The sequence below is a fragment of the Aeromonas sp. QDB14 genome, assembly GCF_027707845.1.
Lineage (GTDB): Bacteria > Pseudomonadota > Gammaproteobacteria > Enterobacterales > Aeromonadaceae > Aeromonas > Aeromonas caviae.
Map to the genome: position 1 here is coordinate 1 of NZ_JAPCJD010000001.1, position 19,047 is coordinate 19,047.

The window sequence follows — 19,047 nt, forward strand, 5'->3', positions numbered from 1 at the left end:
TTGGCAGACATAGGCTCTTCCCTGGCAAAAGGGAGAGCGTATCAAAGGTTTTTAAATCAATGCGTTAAGGATGATTCTGGTGAATGTGAACAGTGATTCCGGGATGTTGAACACTGTTTCCGGAAAGGAGGGGCAAAGTGTTCAGGTTGAGCCGGAATGAGCGTTCACATTGGTCCGGAAATGGTGTTCACGTTGAACCGGAATCGGTGTTCATGATCGGCCGGAATATGCAACAGCCCTCGGTGTCTTTCCATCACGGCCGCCCCGCGGCCGTGATCATTTCCACCCCGGGCAAGCTGGCAGCCAGCTTTGGTGGTGTAGTCTCCCCGGGGGATGGCGTGGCCCAAGGCGGGGTCGGCGTCATCGGGTCTTGGTCGTCACCGGAGTCGATATCGTGAAGAAGAGTGCATTCATCGTCATCAGCCTGCTCGCCCTGACGGGTTCGCCCGCTGTCGCGGGCACCAGCGCCCAGGTGGAATACGGCACGGTACAGGAGAGCCGCCTCCTCACCCAGGAGGCGCCCCGGCAGGGAACTACCCGGCCCCTTCGCACCATAGGGGCGGCCGCGCTGGGAGCCGCCGTCGGCAGCCAATTTGGCGGTGGCTCCGGCCAGACCGTTGCCACCACAGTGGGGGCCGTCGCGGGGGCCGAAGTCTCCCGCCGCCGCCAGGGTAACCAGCAGAGCGAGCAGGGCCGGCAGACGGTCGAGCTGCTGATCAAGACGGAGGCGGGCAAACTGCTCAACGTCGTGCAGGAGCAGGATCCCGCACTCACCTTCGCCAAGGGGGACAGGGTGCGCATCCTGACCACGGGAGCGGACACCCGGGTCGACAAGTCTGTATAGCCACGTCGGGGCAGGAGCTGTATAAGGTTGCACCAAGGGGGTCATCGGCTCGCAAAAACGGGCTTGAGTGCTGGACGGCGGTAGCGTCTTGGCTAAGATAACCGTCTTAACGTCTTGTTTGGCAAGGGAGTATGACATGGAGATAGTACTAGGCCCATTAGAGGCCCGCGTGATCGGCTGCCTGATTGAGAAAGAGATCTGCACGCCGGATCAGTACCCTCTCTCGCTCAATGCACTGGTCAATGCCTGCAACCAGAAGAGCAACCGGGAACCCGTGCTGGAGCTCGCCGAGCTGGATATTCGCGCCGTGATCGACGAGCTGAGCCGCCGCCGTCTGGTGGTCAATACCGCCGGTTTCAACGCCAGGGTGCCCCGCTATCAGCATCGTTTCTGCAATACCGAGTTCGGCGAGCTGAAGTTCTCGGCCCAGGAGCTCGGCATCATCTGCGAACTCTTGCTGCGTGGCCCGCAGACCCCGGGTGAGCTGCGTTCGCGCACCAACCGGCTGTGCAGCTTTGACGATGTGACCGAGGTGGATGCGGTGCTGGCCACCCTCATCGAGCGGGGGCCCTATGTGGTCAAGCTGCCCCGTGAGCCGGGCAAGCGGGAATCCCGCTACGCGCACCTGTTCAGTGGCGAGGTGGATCTGCAGGCGCTGGCCGACGCGGCGCCCGCTGGCAACCTTGTGTCACCGGCGGCAGACAGACTGGCGGCGCTCGAAGAAGAGGTCGAGCACCTCAAGGGGCAGTTGCAGGGGCTGGAAGCCCGTCTGGCCCGGCTGGCCCGGCTGGAAGGCTGAGCCAACAATCTGTTTCCAGAAGGCGCTGCGGCGCCTTTTTTGATGACCGCGCCCCTCCTGCGGCCCGTTGCCCGGTGGCAAGGGCGAGTGCCCTGTCAGCCCTGTCGCTCGCGTACCCATCAAAGGAGCTAGCTTTTTTGCACTATTTCGCGCTTAAGGGTCGAGCCGCCGCCGCTTTCCCGTTAAAATTCCGCCTTTGCACTTGCCCGTGAGTTCTGATGTCAGCCTTCACCCTCTCTTCAGATTGCCATGCCCTGCTGTGCGAGCTGCAATTGCAGCGTGCCGCCAGCACTCGTTACCTGCAAGACACCCTCTATGCCCCGGGCGCACCCGGGTGTGCGCTGCTCGATACCCTTGATCAGTTGCAGCAGTGGGGGCTTGTCCGTCAACGAACGGAGCAGCAGTGGAGTCTGACGGCAGAGGGAACCCTGACCCTGATCCTGGCGGTGCGTGCGGGGGAGTGCCCCATGCCGCAGTGGTCCCGCATCCCCTCGGTCACGGGCCTGGAGCGGGCACAGGAGGTGGTGCGCGAGCTCTGTCTGGGGGAGGCGGGGCAGATCCCGGCCTATTACCAGAGTGCCGAACTCCTGAGCCTCCTGGATCTCGCCGATGCTCCCCGCCTGCTGGCAGGCTCCAGCCCCGCCTGGCAGGCCCTGCTGCTCGAGCACTTCGCCCTGCAGGCCCTGCTTGATGCTGAGCCTGACGAGGGCTGGCCGCTGGCAACGCTGGTTGCCTCCTGCTCCCCGGCGCTCTCTGGTCAGATCCAGGCTCGCGCCCAAGAATGGGAGTGGCTCTGCGGCCCCTTTGGCGGCGAGGTAACCACTCACTGGCCTGCGCTGCAACAACTGGCGCAGCAGGGGGATGAGCAACCCCTGGCCGAGCGGCTGCTGGGGGCGCTTGGCCAGTGGCAGGGGCAAGAGGCGTCGCCCTGGCCCCGGATGTTCAGCGCCCTGCTCTGGCTCGGCTGGTTGCAACAGGCAGATCCGGTGCAGGGGAGCGAGCAGCGCAAGAAGTGGCAGCGCAGTCTGGGCAATCACTCCCCCCTGCTGGCCGATCTGCTGGGGCAGTGGGCCGGTGATCGCCACGGCCAGGCGGTCGGCCTGTTCGATACCCTGCAACTGCCGCTGGAGGAGCTCCACTGGGGTTACCTCTGGCTCGATCTCTGCGCCCTGGCGCGCCATGGCGAGCAGAGCCCCCAGGTGACCATCTTGCACAAGTGGGACCTCTCTCACGTGCTGGACGCCGAGCCCCGGCATCGCCTGATGGTCTTCTGCCAGGATCTGCTGCGACTCCTGCTTGGCCGGGAGGCCGCCCATTGGCCCCTGCGCGCGTTGCGTCCTGCTCAAGGAGAGGAAGAGGATGCCACCGAGGGGGAAGGCAAGGCCCCCGCCTCGGCAAGCTGGCTCAACTGGCTGCAGGGGTTGGGACGCTCGAGCGGGGTGCGCAAGCCCCAGGAGCGGCTGGTCTGGCTGCTCCACGCGGAGGGGCCTGAGCTTGAGTGCAAGATCCAGAAGCAGAGCACCAAGGGGGAGTGGACCGCCGGGCGAAGGGTCGATCCGGCCCTGCTTTCCACCCAGTACGCCAGCCTGTTGGACGAGGCGGACTGGGCATTGGTGCGCACCCTGCCGCGCAACATGGGCAAGCTGCCCCGGGATGCCTGGGTGCCCCTGGCAAACCATCCTCGCCTCTTCAATGCCAAGGGGCAGAAGCTGCAACTGGCCGTCAGCGCCCCCCTGCTGCAACTGGTACAGAGCGGGGAGGGCATGAGTGCCAGACTACATCCTGCTCCCGCCGCCCGCGGTGCGCACATCGTCCCTCTGGCTCAGGATTTGTGGCAGCTTATTCTGACACCGCAGGCACTGCTGGACAGATTACCGGCCCTGGAGGCCATTCCGGCATTGCCGCCGGCCGGGCTCGAGGAGCTGCAACGCACGCTGGATGCCATCCCCGGTCTCCCCTGGCACAGCCAGGTGACGGGACTCAGGGGCAATGCCGAGCTGGCCTCCTGGCCCGGCGTTCCCTCCGTCCTGCTCGACTGGCAGGAGGGGCAGCTCGTGGTCCAGCTAGTGACCCGGGAGGGGGACCTGCCGCCCTTGCCTCTGGGCAAGGGGGAGGCCATCGTGCGCCAGGGTATCCGGGAGTATCACTACTGGCAGCGGGATCTGGCTGCCGAGAAGGAGGATGCCCAGCGCCTTCGCAACCAGTTGCCCATCGGCCTGCCCGGCAACGAATGGAAACTGGACGGGGAGCAGGCGCTTACCCTGGTCAACGCCCTGCCCGAGCTGGTGGACGCCGGTGTGGTGGTGCACTGGCACCAGGACAGCGCCCGCCTCAAGAGCCTCGATGAGGCGGCCCTGAGCCTGCGTATCGAGCGGCGTCAGGACTGGTTCCAGGTGGAGGGGGCGCTCTCGCTGGACGAGCACCAGATCCTCGATCTTCGCCTCATCCTGCGCCAGCTGACCCCGGGCCAGCGCACGGTGCAGCTCGATGAGAAGACCAGCCTGATGTTGAGCGACAAGCTGGTGGAACGCCTCACCGTGCTCGGCGCCATGCTGGACAACGAGCAGCGCATCAACAACAAGCTGGCCTATCCGCTGGCCCGCCTGCTCTCCGTCATCACCACCGAGGGGGATGCCGCCTGGCAGAATCTCCAGCAGGAGTGGCAGCAGGAGGTGAGCTGTCCCCCCGAGCTGCTGACGGCGCTGCGGGACTATCAGAAGGAGGGGGTACGCTGGATGGCGACCCTGGCCCATCACGGCTTCGGCGCCTGTCTGGCCGATGACATGGGCCTGGGCAAGACCTTGCAGGCCCTCATTGTGCTGCGCATGCGTCAGCACCTGGGCCCGGCGCTGGTGGTGGTGCCCAAGTCAGTGGTCACCAACTGGCAGGAGGAGGTGGCCCGCTTTGCCCCCGAGCTCGAGGTGGTGGTGTTCGACCATCCCGCCGAGCGGGAGACCCTGATCCAGGGGGCCAGGGCCGGACAGATCGTCCTGGTCAACTACGGCATGCTCGGCAGTCTCTCCCAGGCGCTCAAGTCCCGCCGCTGGTCGAGCATGGTGCTGGACGAGGCACAGCAGATCAAGAATGCCGGTACCCAGCGCGCCAAGCTGTTGTTCCAGCTCGACGGGGATTTTCGCCTCGCCCTCTCCGGCACCCCCATCGAGAACCATCTGGGGGAGCTGTGGAGCCTGTTCAGCTTCATCAATCCCGGCCTGCTCGGGAGCCTCGGGGAGTTCAAGCGCCGCTTTGGCAAGGCGGTCAAGGATCCCCAGCACATGGCGATGCTGCGGGCGGTGATCAGCCCCTTCATCCTGCGCCGCCTCAAGCAACAGGTGCTGACGGAGCTGCCGGACAAGACCGAGATCATCCATCACATCAGCCTCTCCCCCGAGGAGCGTCAGCTCTACGAGGCGACCCGGCGCGAGGTGGTGCAGCAGGTGCAAAGTGCCGATGGCCGTGCCCTGATGCATGTGCTGAGCGGCCTGACCCGGCTGCGCCGACTCTGCTGCTCCCCCCAGCTGGTGATGCCGGAGTGGTCCCAGACCAGCAGCAAGCTGGACGAGGCGATGGCGCTGCTGGACGAAGCCATCGACGGCGGCCACCGGGTGCTGGTGTTCAGCCAGTTTGTCGATCTGCTGAGCCTGCTGCGCAGCCGTATCGAACAGCGGCAGTGGGACTACTGCTATCTGGATGGGGGCTGCTCGGCCAAGTCCCGTCAGGAGTCCATCCTGCGTTTTCGTCACGAAGCGGTGCCGCTCTTCCTCATCAGCCTCAAGGCGGGGGGGACGGGCCTCAATCTGACCCAGGCCGACACCGTGCTGCACCTCGATCCCTGGTGGAACCCGGCGGTGGAGGATCAGGCGAGCGATCGGGCGCACCGCATGGGCCAGACCCAGCCGGTGACCGTCTATCGTCTGGTGTGCGAGCAGACGGTGGAGGAGAAGATAGTGGCGCTGCACGACGAGAAGCGGGCACTGGCCGACGGCCTCCTGAGCGGCCAGTCCGAGGTGAAGGGGCTGGATGTGGAGAGCCTGCGGGCACTGCTGATGAGCTGACGGCGATGGGCTGTCGCTCGATGTGACAAGGGGAGCATTCGTGATGCTCCCCTTGTCGTTTGTGGCGGTGCCGAGCCTGCGCTACCCCTGATAGAGGTAGAGGTGCAGCCGCTCTATGATGGGGTCACCGCCAATCTTGCGATCCCGGCGTGCCTGGCGCAGCTTGGGCGGGTAGTGGCCCAGATGGGTGACGGCCGGCTGGGTATCGGAGCAGAGCAGCAGGGGCAGGCTCGCCTTGATCTGCTGCTTGCGGGGCTCCCGGTCCTGCCAGAGCAGGTTGATCATGGGGTGGGTCTTGACCGGCCTGCGGATCCGCAGGGCGGCATCCGCCGGCAGGCGGCGAATGTCGTATACCTCCTGATCCACCATCTTGCTCCACTCTTCGTTGTCAAAGAGCGCCGGTACATATCGGCGGCTGCGCTCCAGCATCTCCAGTACCTGCTCCCGGCTGAGGCGGCTGATGCTCTGCTTGTCGGCCCAGGTGAAGCCCAGCGAATGCAGATCCCCCTGAAGCCAGGTCAGCTTGCGATAGACCTGCAGGGTGATGACACCGGGCAGGGCACCGTGCACCAGCTCGAACTTCTCGTCCCGCCCGCCCGCCGCCTGCACCATGGCCTTGAAGGCGAGCTTGTGCGCGTTGATCTCCTCGATGACGGGGGCCAGCTCCCTGGCGCAGGCGGCAGGAAAGCGCAGCCAGCCGGGCAGACGGTGGGTCGCCTTGGTGGAGCAGCCGGGGCGGGCGCTGTGGTCCTGAAAGGCGGCGAGGGTGGCGGCCAGGGCCGACTCGCCAGAGAGATAGCCCACCTCGATGGCCTCGATGGGCTCATGCTCTTCCCCCTGGGCCACGGCCGGGAGGGGATAGACATGAGCCTCCAGCAGCTCGAGCTGGCCCAGTTGCCGGGCAAGGCGTGCCAGCGACGCCTCCAGCAGGGCCATCTGTTGACGCAGGGCGGCGGTGGGGGTAAAGGTGTCCATCGGCAGATCCTGTGTGTGTGTGCCGCTCCCCTGTTCAGCATGGTGTTGGGACAACGTGGGAAGGCAGCATGATAAACCACTGTATAAATAACCATACCAGTATGATGGCAGGGTGCCAAGTGTCCGGTGCCACCCTGACGATGGGGGTGACATGGGGGCATCCGGTTCAGGTTGCCTGTTCGTATCTTTTTGTTAAATAACGATCTTGTTGCGATCTATTTGTTAACAAACCCTGGTGGCCGAGAGTTTGCACCCTGCTGACTCGCCATCGTGCCGTGCATAGCTAGCGTGGGAAAGTGCATAGTTAGAAGTGGGTGGCGCAGGAGAAAATGCTGCCAGGCTGCCAGGGGGAAAGTTTAAGCGTTATTTCATTTTAAAATCATATGGTTATGGTTATTACCCTAGCGATATCAACCATTACTTTTACTAATGTCATGTATCAAAATTCGTCAATTGAGGCACCTCCCCGCCCTGACTAAGCTTTGCGCATCAAATCCGAGCCTTGCGCAGAACTAGAGAGAGGAGCCATATCATGGCCAACATGACTTATACCGAAGCCGGTTACCAGCATTCCAGCGAATCGAATCTGGTTGCTCGCGTCAAGATGACCGTCCTGACCTGGCTGGAACGCAGCCGCAGCCGTCGCCAGCTCTCCGAGCTGCCCGCCTACCTGCTCAAGGACATCGGTCTGAACGAAGCCGACCGCTATCAAGAGACCACCAAGCCGTTCTGGCGTGGTTGATCAGCCGGGCATGGATGCCTTGTTTTTCTGCTGATCCCAGGGGCATGCTGCCCGCCTGTCTGCCGAAGACATGCTGTCTTCACCTGCCGATACCCGTTCACCGCTTTCCCTCTTCCGTGTTTCCCCCCGCTTGATCCTGTTGCATGAGTTGTCACTCATTTTCACCATTTTTGTATCCTTACTGTTTGAATTTGTTTAAAAACTGATTTTAAGCCCGGTTGCCTTGCGTATAATCCGGCCATGGCATTCCAGACTAAAGGGTGAGACGGATGATTCCCCAGCATGACTTTTTGGCCCTGACGCGCCGCCATGAGTGGCAGCTCGAGCCTTTCGCCTTCAATCTGACCGACGGTACCCGGGTGAGCGTGTGGGATACCGGCGTGATCTGCCTGGAACCCGCTTCCGAGGCGGGGCAACCCGGGCACAAGGACATCGTCCTCTCCTGCGGCATCCACGGCAACGAGACCGCCCCCATCGAGATCTGCAACCAGTTGCTGACCCGGTTGCTCGCAGAGGAGCTCAAGGTTCGTCACCGGGTGCTCTTCCTCTTTGGCAACCCCGCCGCCATGAACCAGGGGGTGAGGGAGGTGGAAGAGAACATGAACCGCCTCTTCTCGGGCGCCCACAGCAAGGGGGAGGGGCTGTGCAACCGGGAGCGCATCCGCGCCATGCGTCTGGAGCAGTATGTGAGCCGCTTCTTTGCCGACTCGGCCAGGCCCCGTTACCACTACGATCTCCATACCGCCATTCGCGGCTCGCGCCACGAGAAGTTTGCCGTCTATCCCTTCCCCCACGAACGCCCCCACTGCAAGGAGCAGGTACGTTTCCTCGGTGCCTGCGGCGTGCGCACCATACTGCTCTCGAGCGGCCCGACCACCACCTTCAGCTATTACAGCTCGCACCAGCACGGCGCCCATGCCTTTACGGTGGAGCTGGGCAAGGTGCGGCCCTTCGGTGAAAACGACATGACCCGCTTCATCGAGGTGCGCCAGACATTGCAGGAGCTGGTGACCCAGGATGAGGTGGCCCTCGAGCCATGGCGAGCCGATGACTTCACCCTTTTTGCCATAGATCGGGTGATCAACAAGCAGTCGGAGCAGTTCCGCTTCCTGTTTGCCAGCGATGTGGACAACTTCACCGAATTTCCCCAGGGTTTTGTGCTGGCAGAAGATGGGGATCGGCAATACAGGGTAGAGAAACCGCGGGAGGCGGTGGTCTTCCCCAACGCCAACGTGGCCATCGGACAGCGCACCATGCTGCTGGTGGTACCCACCCGTTTGTGGGAGTGAATTGACGCCTTTTTGTCATGCTGATCCTGCGCCACGGGCGGTGGCAAGCAGCATGGCGGTGATGGGTATGATCCCGAACTCGATATGACAGGGAGCCTGAACAGGCTCCCTTCTTTGTTTATGCTCGCCGAAAATTCCGATTACCTTCGAAAATAAAAGAAGTTTCTACTGGTCTTACCTGGATGAATCTCGTTGCCCTTTGGTTAACATGTTGTTTACATTTTAAATGTCACCTCATGGTGGTGACGCTGACAACGGCAAGGAGCCAGTTATGACCCATGTCGACATCCCCTTCCTTCGTTACCTCGATGAGGAGGGGCGCCCGGTCGCGACACTGCCGACCTGGCTGGACAAGGCGATGCTGCACACCTTCTACCGCAACATGGTGATGGTGCGCAGTTACGACAAGAAAGCGATAGCACTGCAGCGAACCGGCAAACTCGGCACCTTTCCCTCCCATCTCGGGGCGGAAGCGGTGGGGATCGGGGTCGGGCTCGCCATGCAGCCAGAGGATGTCTATGTGCCCTACTACCGGGACATGCCCACTCTCTACGTGAGGGGCGTGCCCATGGAGCAGAACCTGCAGTATTGGGGCGGCGATGAACGGGGCAGTGTCTTCTACAAGGCCGATGGCGAGTTGTCGGAAGACTTGCCCATCTGCGTTCCCATCGCCACCCAGATCACCCATGCTGCCGGCATCGCGGCCGCCTTCAAGCTGCGCAACCAGCCCAGGGTCGCCGTGGTGACCATCGGCGATGGCGGCACCTCCAAGGGAGACTTTCTCGAGGGGCTCAACTGTGCCGGTGTCTGGCATCTCCCCATGGTGATGATCATCAACAACAACCAGTGGGCCATCTCGGTGCCGCGCAAGTTGCAGTCGAGCGCGCCCACCCTGGCCCAGAAGGGCATAGGGGCCGGGGTGCGCAGCCTCCAAGTGGACGGCAATGACGTGGTGGCGGTCTATGAGGCGACCCGCGCCGCCGTCGAGCGGGCTCGCAGCGGCAAGGGGCCGACGCTCATCGAAGCCGTCAGCTACCGGCTCGGGGATCACACCACCGCCGATGATGCGACTCGCTATCGTGACGGCGCCGAGGTGGAAGCGGCCTGGGCCAGGGAGCCGGTCAAGCGGCTGCGCCAGTTCATGTTTGAACGGGGCTGGTGGGACGAGCAGCAGGAACAGGCGCTGCTGGCAGAGGCGGGCCGGGAAGTGGAACGCGCCGTTGCCGCCTACGAGGCCATCACGCCCCAGGCGCCGGAGACCCTGCTCGATTACCAGTTTGCCGAGCTGCCGAAGGCCTATCTTGCCCAGCGCAAGCGCATCATCGCCAAGGGCATGCAGCAGAGCGGGGAGGGACTATGAGCGATATCACGCTGCTCGAAGCGATCAATCTGGCATTGCACCACGAGATGGCACGCGATCCTGATGTGGTGGTACTGGGGGAGGATGTGGGGGTCAACGGCGGTGTGTTTCGCGCCACTGTGGGGCTTCGCGATAAATTCGGGTTCAAGCGAGTTATCGATACGCCGCTGGCCGAAGGACTCATCGCCGGGGTGGCGGTGGGCATGGCGACCCAGGGGCTCAAACCCGTGGCCGAATTCCAGTTCCAGGGCTTCATCTTCCCGGGCATGGAGCAGATCATCTGCCAGGCGGCACGGATGCGAAACCGGACCCGTGGCCGCATCACCTGTCCCATCGTTTACCGCTCCCCCTACGGCGCCGGCATCCATTCACCCGAGCACCACAGCGAGAGCGTCGAGGCCCTGTTTGCCCATATCCCCGGGCTGCGGGTCGTGATCCCTTCGAGCCCGAAGCGGGCTTACGGCCTGCTGCTGTCGGCCATTCGGGATCCGGATCCCGTGATGTTCTTCGAGCCGGATCGCATCTATCGCTCCATGAAGTCGGATGTGGTGGATGACGGCGTCGGCCTGCCGCTGGATGTCTGCTTCACCCTGCGTCCCGGCCGGGACATCACTGTGGTGGCCTGGGGTGCTTGCATCCAGGAAGTCATGCGTGCGGCGCACCTGCTGGCGGAGCAGGACATCCAGTGCGAGGTGCTGGATCTTGCCACCATCAAACCCCTGGACATGGAGAGCATCCTGACCTCGGTACGCAAGACCGGGAGGCTGCTGGTAGTACACGAAGCCTGTGGCAGTTTCGGGGTGGGGGCCGAAATCGTGTCCCAGGTGACCGAAGAGGCGATGACTGCCCTCAAGGCGCCGCCAAGACGCCTCACCGGCGTGGATGCCGCCGTCCCCTACTATCGCAACGAGGAGTATTACCTCATCACCGAGCAGGAGATCGCGCAGGCAGCTCGGCAACTGATGGAGAACCAGTGGCTATGACGCGCGACAGGTACGGATGCGCAAGTGCCTGGGCCACAGGGCTCCATGGTGTCTGTCAATGTTTGGTGATGTCCCAGCAGAGGGAGAGCAGGTCATGAAATTTTTCAAATTGCCGGATCTGGGCGAAGGACTGGCCGAGGCCGAGATCGTCGAGTGGAAGGTGAGCGCCGGTGATACGGTGCAGGTAGATCAGGTACTGCTGTCGGTGGAGACAGCCAAGGCGCTGGTGGATGTGCCCTCACCGGTGGCCGGGGTCATCGCCAGATTGTGCGGGCAGGAGGGGGACATCCTCCACATCGGGGCACCGCTGGTGGAGTTTGAAGGGGGCGAGGATGACGGCACCGTCGTTGGCAAGGTCAGCGCCCATCAGCAGCATATCGAGGATCATTTCGTGGTGGGGGCCATGGCGCCCGGCGGCACGCTGGTGCAAGCCATGCCAGCGGTACGTCTGCTGGCGCAAAAACTGGGACTGGACATCGACAAGGTCAAGGGAACCGGCAGCGCTGGCATGGTGACCGAGCAGGATGTGCAACAGGCGTTCGAGGCCCAGCAGGAGAGCGGCAACGAATTCCTGAAAGGCTCGCGCCGGGCCATGGCCAAGGCGATGGAGCTCTCGCACCGGACTGTGGTGCCGGTGAGCATCACCGACGAAGTGGACTTGCGCCACTGGCGCCCGGATGAAGATGTGACGGTGCGCCTTATCAAGGCGATCGGCGTGGCGTGTCGGGCCGAACCCTCCATGAATGCGTGGTTTGACGGAGAGACCCTGTCGCGGCGTCTGTTCAGGGAGGTCAATGTGGCCATCGCGGTCGACTCCAAGCATGGGCTCTATGTGCCCGTGATGGAAAACGTGGCAGAGCGGGACCAGGCTGACATACGGCAGGGGCTGGATCGGATGATCGCCGATGTGAAGGCCCGTGCCGTGCCGCGGGAAATGTTGCAGGGGGCGACCATCACCCTCACCAACTTTGGCGCCATCGCTGGCCGTTACGCCAGCCCCATCGTCACACCACCTCAGGTGGCCATCATAGGAGCGGGCAAGTTGTTCGAGAAGGTGGTGTTCATCCACGGCGAGGCGCGCCCGGTGCGTGCACTTCCCCTGTCGATGACGTTTGACCACAGAGCCTGCACCGGTGGAGAGGCGGCTCGCTTCCTCAAAGCCCTGGTTCAGGCACTGGAGTCGGCACAGGTCTAAACCGCTGTACCCCGCCGCTGGCGGGGTACAAATTTGTTTGCGTAATCGACAAAGGCACGTATAATCTCAACCAGCTTGAAAGGGCGATAGTTATGTCAATGAATATGATGTTTTACATCTTTTCCTGTTGTTCATAAGTAATCCCGTTTTTTGAGCTTTACCCGCTGAAAAGCATAAGTAATTATTTTGAATACAGGTTTAAAGATATGTCTAACATGATCACCGGTACCGTTAAGTTTTTCAACGAAACCAAAGGTTTTGGCTTCATCCAGCAAGAAAACGGCCCGGACGTTTTCGTTCACTTCAGCGCCATCCAAGGTAACGGTTTCCGTACCCTGGCTGAAGGTCAGCGCGTACAGTTCTCTGTGACCCAAGGTCAAAAAGGCCCGCAGGCTGAGAACGTAACTGCTCTGTAATTCTTGCAGAATTTAAGAAAGCCGTGGTACCTCTGGTGCCACGGCTTTTTGTTTTCATAGCTTCTCAATACGCGTCATGACCCTGCTCTCCTCCCTCTTGCTGACCGTGGCGTTGACCGGTCAGGCCAGCCCGCCAACGCCGGATCCTGCGGTGAATGATGCCGTGTCCGTGTGTCAACAGTTTGTACATGTTCGTCTGGGAAACGCGGTGAAACCCGATGAGATCAGGGTACAGCCGGTGCCAAAACGGGCGGGAGAGTGGCTGGTCGATGGCAAGATAAAAGGACCCGAAGGTCCTTTGCTGTTTGCTTGTCTGCTGCGACAAGGAGAGCGCTGGGAGTTGCTCAACTTCTCGCTCTGGGCACCACAACCGCTCAATTCGGCTTGAGTGCGACCAGCAGGTGTTGGAGATGCTCCAGCATGGTCATGCCGAAAGGGGTCAGATAGCCGCCATCTGCTGCGGTGATCAGGCCCTGGCTGTGCAGGCGCGCTGCCGCCTGGCAAAGCGCTTCCGACATGTCGCTGCGCAGCTTGATCCCCAGGCTCATGTTGGCCGGATCAAAACACGCCAGTATTTTCAGCTCATTCACAAAATCGTCAGAAACCTGGTTGATCCCACTCATGGATGCACTCCTTACGCTAAAGATGTATGCAACCTAGCATCCCCGGTGCCTCTTTAGTGGGCGCTGGCTCAAACAATTGGCCTTTATCGGGGCCGCTCTGGTTCAAACGCTGCTTTTTTGGACGCTATCTATCACCGGCCCGGCTGGACGCAAACGCCCCCAGCAAGGCAAACATGCTAGAATGGCACCCTCGTTCACCCTCATGACCAGGCGTGATGCCAGGTCATCTTGTTCAAGGCGCGTCTCATGATCACTGTTACTCTGGTCTCTCTGCTGCACTCTCTGGGTCCCCGTTTTCCTGTTTATGCTCCCTCCTTGCTGCTCCCTCTCCTGGCGCAACATCAAGGAGATCTCTGGCTGCCGGCCATTCGTGGGGAAGACGTGACAACCCTTCGCCAGCATGGCAAGGATGCCCAGAGTCTGGCTACCTTGTCGGCAGGCTGGTGCGAGTTTGCGGCCCAGAGCAAAGAGACGCCGGAGCTCGATGCGCTGGCAAGTTACGATGAGGAGATGCTGGAGAACCTGCAGATGTACTGGCGCCACCCGAGCAAGATAAACAGCCCGATCACCGATAACCTGTTCGAGCTGCGCCGCGAGGTGGTGGACGAGGCCCATGGCGGCAAGCTGGTTGCTGCCTGGAGTGCCGCCCAGCAAGCACGGCTTGAGCAGATCATGGTGGGGGTTGCTGCGGGGCGGGATCAGCTCTGCTTTGTGGAGGTGGAGTCCGCCTACTGGCTGAGGGAGCGACTGGGTGAGACCGCGGGACTCCGGCTGTTGACCCCCGAGCTGGGGTGAGGCGATGGAAAGACGGATGACCCATTACTCCTGCTGGACAAGGGGTCGGCAAGATGTGAACATGTCGCCCTTTATTGAACGAGAGACTTGACCGATGAGCTATGAACTTAGCGACACCGAGCGCAATGCCGCGCTGCAACTGAACGCCGATTACCGCTTTGATCACTTCATCAGCAAGTTGGTCGAGCACGAAGAGCTGTTTGTCCTGACCGACGAACACGGCGTCATGATGCTGACGACCGAAGAGGAAGACTGCATCCCGGTATGGCCGCATCCCGACTACGCCAAGGCCTGGGCCGAAGGGGAGTGGGCCGAGTGCAAGCCGCAGTCCATCACCCTCAAGGTGTGGCTGGATCGCTGGGTGGATGGCATGGAGCAGGATGATCTCTGCGTGGCCGTGTTCCCGACGCCGGATCAGGAAGGGATTGTGCTGGACCCGGCCGACGTCGCCGACGCCATTGCGCAAAAGCAGGCCAAACGCGGCTGAGCGCCCTCTGCCTGGTGCCATCCCGGTTGTAACAAAGACCCCGCCAATGTGCGGGGTCTTTTGTTTTGGGGCTGACGGTGCCAGCTGCCCTATTTTTGCTGGTAGGTGGTATCCGTGATGGTCACTGGCGGGAAGGTCTGCCCCCCTTTGATGGCGGCCCGGGTCTGCGCCTTTGCCGCTTCGTCAATCCAGAGCAGGCCGCCGAAGCTGTAACCCGAGTTGGAGCCGTCGAGGGGCCAGTAGAGCAAGTCGCTCTGAGGGGTTGCCGGCACCTTGGGCAGGCGTATCCAGCGCCAGGCGCCGGCCCGGGTATAGGGCACCTGATAGGCGGGGACGAAGCTGGCGAGCTCATAGAGTCGCTGCTGGATCTGGCGGGAGAGGTCGGCCTTCTTGCCGAAATCGAACGCCTTGTCGTATTGCTCCACCAGGGCCGAGATCCTGTCGTCATCGATGTTCATGATGTTGTTGGTCTGGGGCTTGTGGGCATTGACCCTGTGGAAGTGTTCCCAATAGGCGGGATAACGACCACCGCTCCAGGCCATCCAGGCACTCTGGTGTTTTTTCTCCAGCATGGATTTGAAGCCGGCAGACGCATCCATCAGATTGAGCTCGAGGTTGAGCCCCGCCTTTTTCGCCTCTTCCCGCAGCAGGGTGAGACGCTGGGCATGTTCCGCCGTAGTGTAGGTGATGCTGAGGGAGAGGGGCTGGTCCTTGTCGTTTCGCAAGATGCCATCCGGTCCGGTCTTGGTGAAGCCCGCCTTGGCAAAGAATTCGCGAGCAAGGGCGGGATCGAAGGGGCGCGCCTTGAGGTCGGTATTGGTGAACTCTCCCTGGCCCGAGCCATAGGTGTTGAGACGCTGGTAGTCCCCCCGCAGCAAGGTCGCGATCATCTTGTCCAGGGCGAGGGCGTGCTGGATGCCGAGTCTGACGTCGAGATTGCTCAGCAAGGGATCGGCCGTGTTGAGATAGAGCCCCATGGGGGGCTGAGGCGTCTGGTTGTAGAACCAGAGCCGCTCGATATAGCCCTTCTCGAATTCGGCGGTCTTGCTCTTGTCGTGCCACCAGTTGGGCATCACGAGGGGGAAGGTATCGAGCTCACCGCGCAGGAAGTGCTGCCAGGCGATGTTCTGATCCCTGAGCACCTTGATCTCGATGCGATCCGGATTGAAGCGGTGCTGGAAGTAGCGCTCGTCGTTCCCCCACCAATCCTTGACCCGGTCGAAGGTAACCGACTTGCCCTTCCTGAGCTCGCCAATCTGGTAGGGGCCGGTGACCGGCAGCACCTTCCAGTTGTACTCCTTGACCCAGTTGGCGGTCAGCTTGATGGCGTGGCTGGGCTCCGGGGTGAAGGGGAGAGCTTCGAGCAGATCTTCCCGGCTCTTCTCGGTGCCGCTGGTGATGGCGAGGGTGTGATCGTCAAACTTGGTCACTTCGCTTATCTGGGTGCTGTAGTAGTTGTTGTACCAGGGGTCGTTGATCTCCTTGCTGCGCATCATCTTGAGGGTGAAGACCCAGTCGTCCGCAGTGACGGGCTGGCCGTCCGACCAGCGGGCCTTGGGGTTGATACGAAAATAGAGCGTCTTGTTATCCGCGCCGAAAGCCCACTGGTTGGCCAGCATGGGGATGGGATTGCGCGTCACGGGATGGGTGCTCAGGAGCGGCAGGTTGGTCTCGCGCACGTAGGCCGCAAAACCGCCGTTGGAATCCGGCCCGTATTTGCGCAAGGTGAGCGGAAAGCTCGACATGAAATCCCGGAAGGTGCCGCCTCGCTTGGCCTCGGGGTCTGCATAGACGGGATCGGTGTCGTTGTTCTCCCATTTGAGATCTGCCGGCAGGGTGGCACTCCAGCCGAACGGGCTCCAGCAGAAGGGGAGCAGCATGGCCGTGACCCGCATGATGCCTGGTAAAGAGGGGATGATCGAAAATGACGGATGACGCATGTCCTTGCTCTCCTGATGATGGCGTCCTGCCGAAATAACGGGGTGGGCCCAAGAGGGCCTGACCCATGATGGGAAGTTTCCCGGGCGAGGTCAATCCTCGGTTTGGGTCTTCAAGAAGCGCATCTTGCCCCCCAGCAGATGCACCACGAAGCCGAGCAGCACCAGACCCGAGCCCAGCCATTGCAGGGGAGTGGGGTGTTCATCGAGCAGCAGGGCGGCGGCCACCATGCCGACACAGGGCACCAGCAGGGAGAGGGGGGCAACCTGGGCCACCGGATAGCGCATCAGCAGCCTCCCCCACAGGCCATAACCGAGCCAGGTGGCGATAAACGAGAGATAGAGCACGCACAAGACGCCCTGCCAACGGATGTTGAGCAGGCTGCTCGCGATGAGTTCGGGCCCCTCGAACAACCAGGAGAGCGCGAAGAAGGGCAGGATGGGCACCAGCCCGCCCCAGGCGACCAGGCTTGGCAGAGAGGTGCGATAGCGCAGACCTATCTGGCGATTGATGACGTTGCCAAGGCCCCAGCAGGCGGCTGCGCACAGCGTCAGCACAAACCCGATGAGGGTGAGGTTGCCCTCGCCATGGGTGGCGATGAGATAAAGACCTGCTCCCGCCAGCGGCAGTGCCACCCAGTGGTGGGGCTGCCAGCGCTCTCCCAGCCAGATCATGGCGAACAGCAGGGTGAAGACCACCTGGGATTGCAGCACCAGGGAGGCCATGCCGGCGGGCATGCCGAATTTCATGGCGCAGAACAGGAAGGCAAACTGGCCCAGGCTGATCGCACCGCCATAGGCCAGCAGCCAGCGCCAGGGCATGGCAGGCCTGGGAACCAGCAGAATGGCGGGGAAGACGACTCCGACGAAACGCAGTGCTCCCAGCAGCAGTGGGGGGATGCCTTCCAGCCCCCACTTGATGGCAACGAAGTTGAGTCCCCAGCAGAGAATGACCAGGGCGGCCAGACACTTGTCCTTGGTTTGCATGCAGCATCCTTGTTTGAGCGGCGCCGGCACGGCAGGGCGCCGAAGGGGTCGAGCATACCTGCTACAGGGTGGGCACCGTCAAGGGCGCAGGTGTCTGCCGGGCGAGTGCGGGCGGGCTAAGCTAAAAGTGAGAGCCCGGATTGACGGGCTGGCGTCGATGGCTGACCGGAGGTGTTCCATGAGCGACCATACCCTGCTGCCCCATGGTGAAGACTTGCGCCGCGCGGTGCGCTGGCTCAGCGAACACCATCAACACGACATCCGGGCCATCGAAGAGGCCTGCCTGCGCTTCGATCTCTCCCCGCTGGATGAGGAGTTCCTGATTCGCCATTGCCGTGAGCAGCCGCCAACAAGCCGGACAGGTTAGACGAAGTTGGCCAGGTTGATGCCAAACTCCTTGGGGTCCACCGTGCTCTCTATGGTCTCCTGAACCCCGTTTTTGGCGAGATCCAGCCACTGCACCTCGAGATAATGGCGATGGCCTGCGTGATAGATCACCTTGACCACGGGCTTGAGCGGTTGCTGTTCGTTGCGCTGCATCACGATGGCCAGGCGCTGGTTGGAGAGCTGCACCAGGGTACCCACCGGATAGACCCCCATGCACTTGATGAACCTGGTTACCAGGTCGGCATCAAAATGCAGATCAACCCCCTTGAGCAGAATGCGAAACGCCTGGGTTGGCTGCATGCCCTGTTTGTATACCCTGTCTGCCGTCACCGCATCGTAGACATCGACGATGCCGCTCATGCGGGTGTAGAGGGAGAGCTGATCCCCCTTGAGGCGCCGCGGGTAGCCGGTGCCATCGATCCGCTCGTGATGGTTGGCGGCCACCTCCAGCATGATGGGGGTGATGCCGGCGGTGGCGGCCAGGATGTCGTGGCTGTGGACCACGTGCTCGCGCATCACCTCCAGCTCCTCATCGGTGAGCTTGCCCGGTTTGTTGAGCACCTCGTCCGGGGTCATGATCTTGCCCACGTCGTGGAGCAGGCCACCGAGGGTCAGCTCCTTGAGCACGCTGCGATCCAGCCCCAGGTAGCGGCCGAAGTTCGCCAGGAGGATGGCGACATTCATGGAGTGCTCCATCAGGTAGGCATCCTTGGCACGGATCCGCGCCAGACAGAGCATGGCATCGCCGTGGGTGAACATGGTATCGACCATCTCTTCGGCCACGGCGGCAAGGGGCGTGATGTCGATGGGCTCTCCGGCCTTGAGATGGCGAATGAACTTGCCCTGGAGTTCGCGCGCTTCCTGATAGAGCCGACGGATCTTGAGCTCGCGCCCTTCACCACTGCCGATCTGACGAGAGGAGCCCGCCCCGTTTGTCACCACATCCGCCGGGCTTGCCGTGCCCCCTCCCGGCAGCTTGCTGCGGGCAAGATCCACCCGCACCGTCAGCACGCCGCGCCGGATCAGCGCCTCCACCTGCTGGGGGTTGGTCACCATGCCGGTCTGGGCAATCTCCATGGCGCCGGTCTGGCTGGCAATGGCAATGACGTACATGCCAGGTTTTAGCTGGCTGACGGGGATGACGGGGTGAGACTTCGTCGGCTTCATGGGTAC

18 protein-coding genes are annotated in these 19,047 nt (G+C 62.1%); 13 read left to right on the forward strand and 5 right to left on the reverse strand.

The window, feature by feature from the left end:
- Positions 1-394: 394 nt before the first annotated feature.
- From PG887_RS00005 to PG887_RS00015, 3 genes are all read left to right on the forward strand, one after another.
- Entirely contained in the window at positions 395-844 is a 450-nt protein-coding gene (locus tag PG887_RS00005) for a glycine zipper 2TM domain-containing protein (RefSeq protein WP_102949226.1), read from the forward strand.
- Between the two features lie 136 nt (positions 845-980).
- Positions 981-1,643 (forward strand): YceH family protein, encoded by a 663-nt coding sequence (locus tag PG887_RS00010; RefSeq protein ID WP_270820962.1) that lies wholly within the window; start codon positions 981-983, stop codon positions 1,641-1,643.
- A gap of 218 nt (positions 1,644-1,861) precedes the next feature.
- The gene (locus PG887_RS00015; RefSeq protein WP_270820963.1) at positions 1,862-5,698 is read left to right on the forward strand and encodes a DEAD/DEAH box helicase; all 3,837 of its coding nucleotides are present in this window, start codon (positions 1,862-1,864) and stop codon (positions 5,696-5,698) included.
- An 81-nt stretch (positions 5,699-5,779) separates the two neighbouring features.
- Here the strand turns inward: PG887_RS00015 and PG887_RS00020 are convergent, their stop codons facing one another.
- Entirely contained in the window at positions 5,780-6,673 is an 894-nt protein-coding gene (locus tag PG887_RS00020) for a DNA replication terminus site-binding protein (RefSeq protein WP_160839018.1), read from the reverse strand.
- 532 nt (positions 6,674-7,205) lie between these two features.
- Between PG887_RS00020 and PG887_RS00025 the strand changes: the two genes are divergently transcribed.
- The 7 genes from PG887_RS00025 to PG887_RS00055 all read left to right on the forward strand — a co-directional run bounded on the left by PG887_RS00025 (position 7,206) and on the right by PG887_RS00055 (position 13,046).
- Positions 7,206-7,415, forward strand: coding sequence for a DUF1127 domain-containing protein (locus PG887_RS00025; protein WP_010675316.1), 210 nt, complete (start codon positions 7,206-7,208; stop codon positions 7,413-7,415).
- Between the two features lie 269 nt (positions 7,416-7,684).
- Positions 7,685-8,704: a succinylglutamate desuccinylase gene (gene astE, locus PG887_RS00030; RefSeq protein ID WP_048207984.1), complete on the forward strand. Its 1,020-nt coding sequence runs from the start codon at positions 7,685-7,687 to the stop codon at positions 8,702-8,704.
- A gap of 271 nt (positions 8,705-8,975) precedes the next feature.
- Complete coding sequence (pdhA, locus tag PG887_RS00035; protein ID WP_039040221.1) at positions 8,976-10,064, forward strand: pyruvate dehydrogenase (acetyl-transferring) E1 component subunit alpha; 1,089 nt, start codon at positions 8,976-8,978, stop codon at positions 10,062-10,064.
- Positions 10,061-11,047, forward strand: a complete 987-nt coding sequence (locus PG887_RS00040) for an alpha-ketoacid dehydrogenase subunit beta (RefSeq protein ID WP_039040222.1) — start codon at positions 10,061-10,063, stop codon at positions 11,045-11,047. Before pdhA ends, PG887_RS00040 begins: the two co-directional genes overlap by 4 nt.
- A 94-nt stretch (positions 11,048-11,141) precedes the next feature.
- A complete protein-coding gene (locus PG887_RS00045) occupies positions 11,142-12,242 on the forward strand; it encodes a dihydrolipoamide acetyltransferase family protein (RefSeq protein WP_042864127.1) in 1,101 nt (366 codons plus the stop codon).
- 206 nt (positions 12,243-12,448) lie between these two features.
- Entirely contained in the window at positions 12,449-12,658 is a 210-nt protein-coding gene (locus PG887_RS00050; RefSeq protein ID WP_005302803.1) for a cold-shock protein, read from the forward strand.
- A 76-nt stretch (positions 12,659-12,734) separates the two neighbouring features.
- Positions 12,735-13,046, forward strand: a complete 312-nt coding sequence (locus tag PG887_RS00055) for a hypothetical protein (RefSeq protein WP_089503662.1) — start codon at positions 12,735-12,737, stop codon at positions 13,044-13,046.
- On the opposite strand, the gene PG887_RS00060 is transcribed toward PG887_RS00055, so the two are convergent.
- Positions 13,033-13,281 (reverse strand): TIGR02647 family protein, encoded by a 249-nt coding sequence (locus tag PG887_RS00060; RefSeq protein WP_010675310.1) that lies wholly within the window; start codon positions 13,279-13,281, stop codon positions 13,033-13,035. The two genes, PG887_RS00055 and PG887_RS00060, sit on opposite strands and share 14 nt — an antisense overlap.
- Positions 13,282-13,527: 246 nt before the next feature.
- Here PG887_RS00060 and PG887_RS00065 point away from each other — a divergent pair, with 246 nt between their 5' ends.
- Together PG887_RS00065 and PG887_RS00070 are read left to right on the forward strand one after the other, a co-directional pair.
- Positions 13,528-14,076: a hypothetical protein gene (locus PG887_RS00065; protein WP_270820965.1), complete on the forward strand. Its 549-nt coding sequence runs from the start codon at positions 13,528-13,530 to the stop codon at positions 14,074-14,076.
- Between the two features lie 94 nt (positions 14,077-14,170).
- Positions 14,171-14,563, forward strand: a complete 393-nt coding sequence (locus tag PG887_RS00070; protein WP_010675308.1) for a DUF2750 domain-containing protein — start codon at positions 14,171-14,173, stop codon at positions 14,561-14,563.
- An 89-nt stretch (positions 14,564-14,652) separates the two neighbouring features.
- On the opposite strand, the gene PG887_RS00075 is transcribed toward PG887_RS00070, so the two are convergent.
- Both PG887_RS00075 and PG887_RS00080 read right to left on the reverse strand, forming a co-directional pair.
- The gene (locus PG887_RS00075) at positions 14,653-16,458 is read right to left on the reverse strand and encodes an extracellular solute-binding protein (RefSeq protein ID WP_442866326.1); all 1,806 of its coding nucleotides are present in this window, start codon (positions 16,456-16,458) and stop codon (positions 14,653-14,655) included.
- Positions 16,459-16,593: 135 nt separating this feature from the next.
- Positions 16,594-17,487 carry an EamA family transporter gene (locus tag PG887_RS00080; RefSeq protein ID WP_010675306.1) on the reverse strand — a complete coding sequence of 298 codons (894 nt, stop codon included), beginning with the start codon at positions 17,485-17,487 and terminating at the stop codon, positions 16,594-16,596.
- Between the two features lie 178 nt (positions 17,488-17,665).
- Between PG887_RS00080 and PG887_RS00085 the strand changes: the two genes are divergently transcribed.
- Complete coding sequence (locus PG887_RS00085) at positions 17,666-17,854, forward strand: hypothetical protein (RefSeq protein ID WP_010675305.1); 189 nt, start codon at positions 17,666-17,668, stop codon at positions 17,852-17,854.
- Here PG887_RS00085 and PG887_RS00090 read toward each other — a convergent pair.
- Positions 17,851-19,041 (reverse strand): HD-GYP domain-containing protein, encoded by a 1,191-nt coding sequence (locus PG887_RS00090; RefSeq protein ID WP_041213169.1) that lies wholly within the window; start codon positions 19,039-19,041, stop codon positions 17,851-17,853. The two genes, PG887_RS00085 and PG887_RS00090, sit on opposite strands and share 4 nt — an antisense overlap.
- Positions 19,042-19,047: the final 6 nt, after the last annotated feature.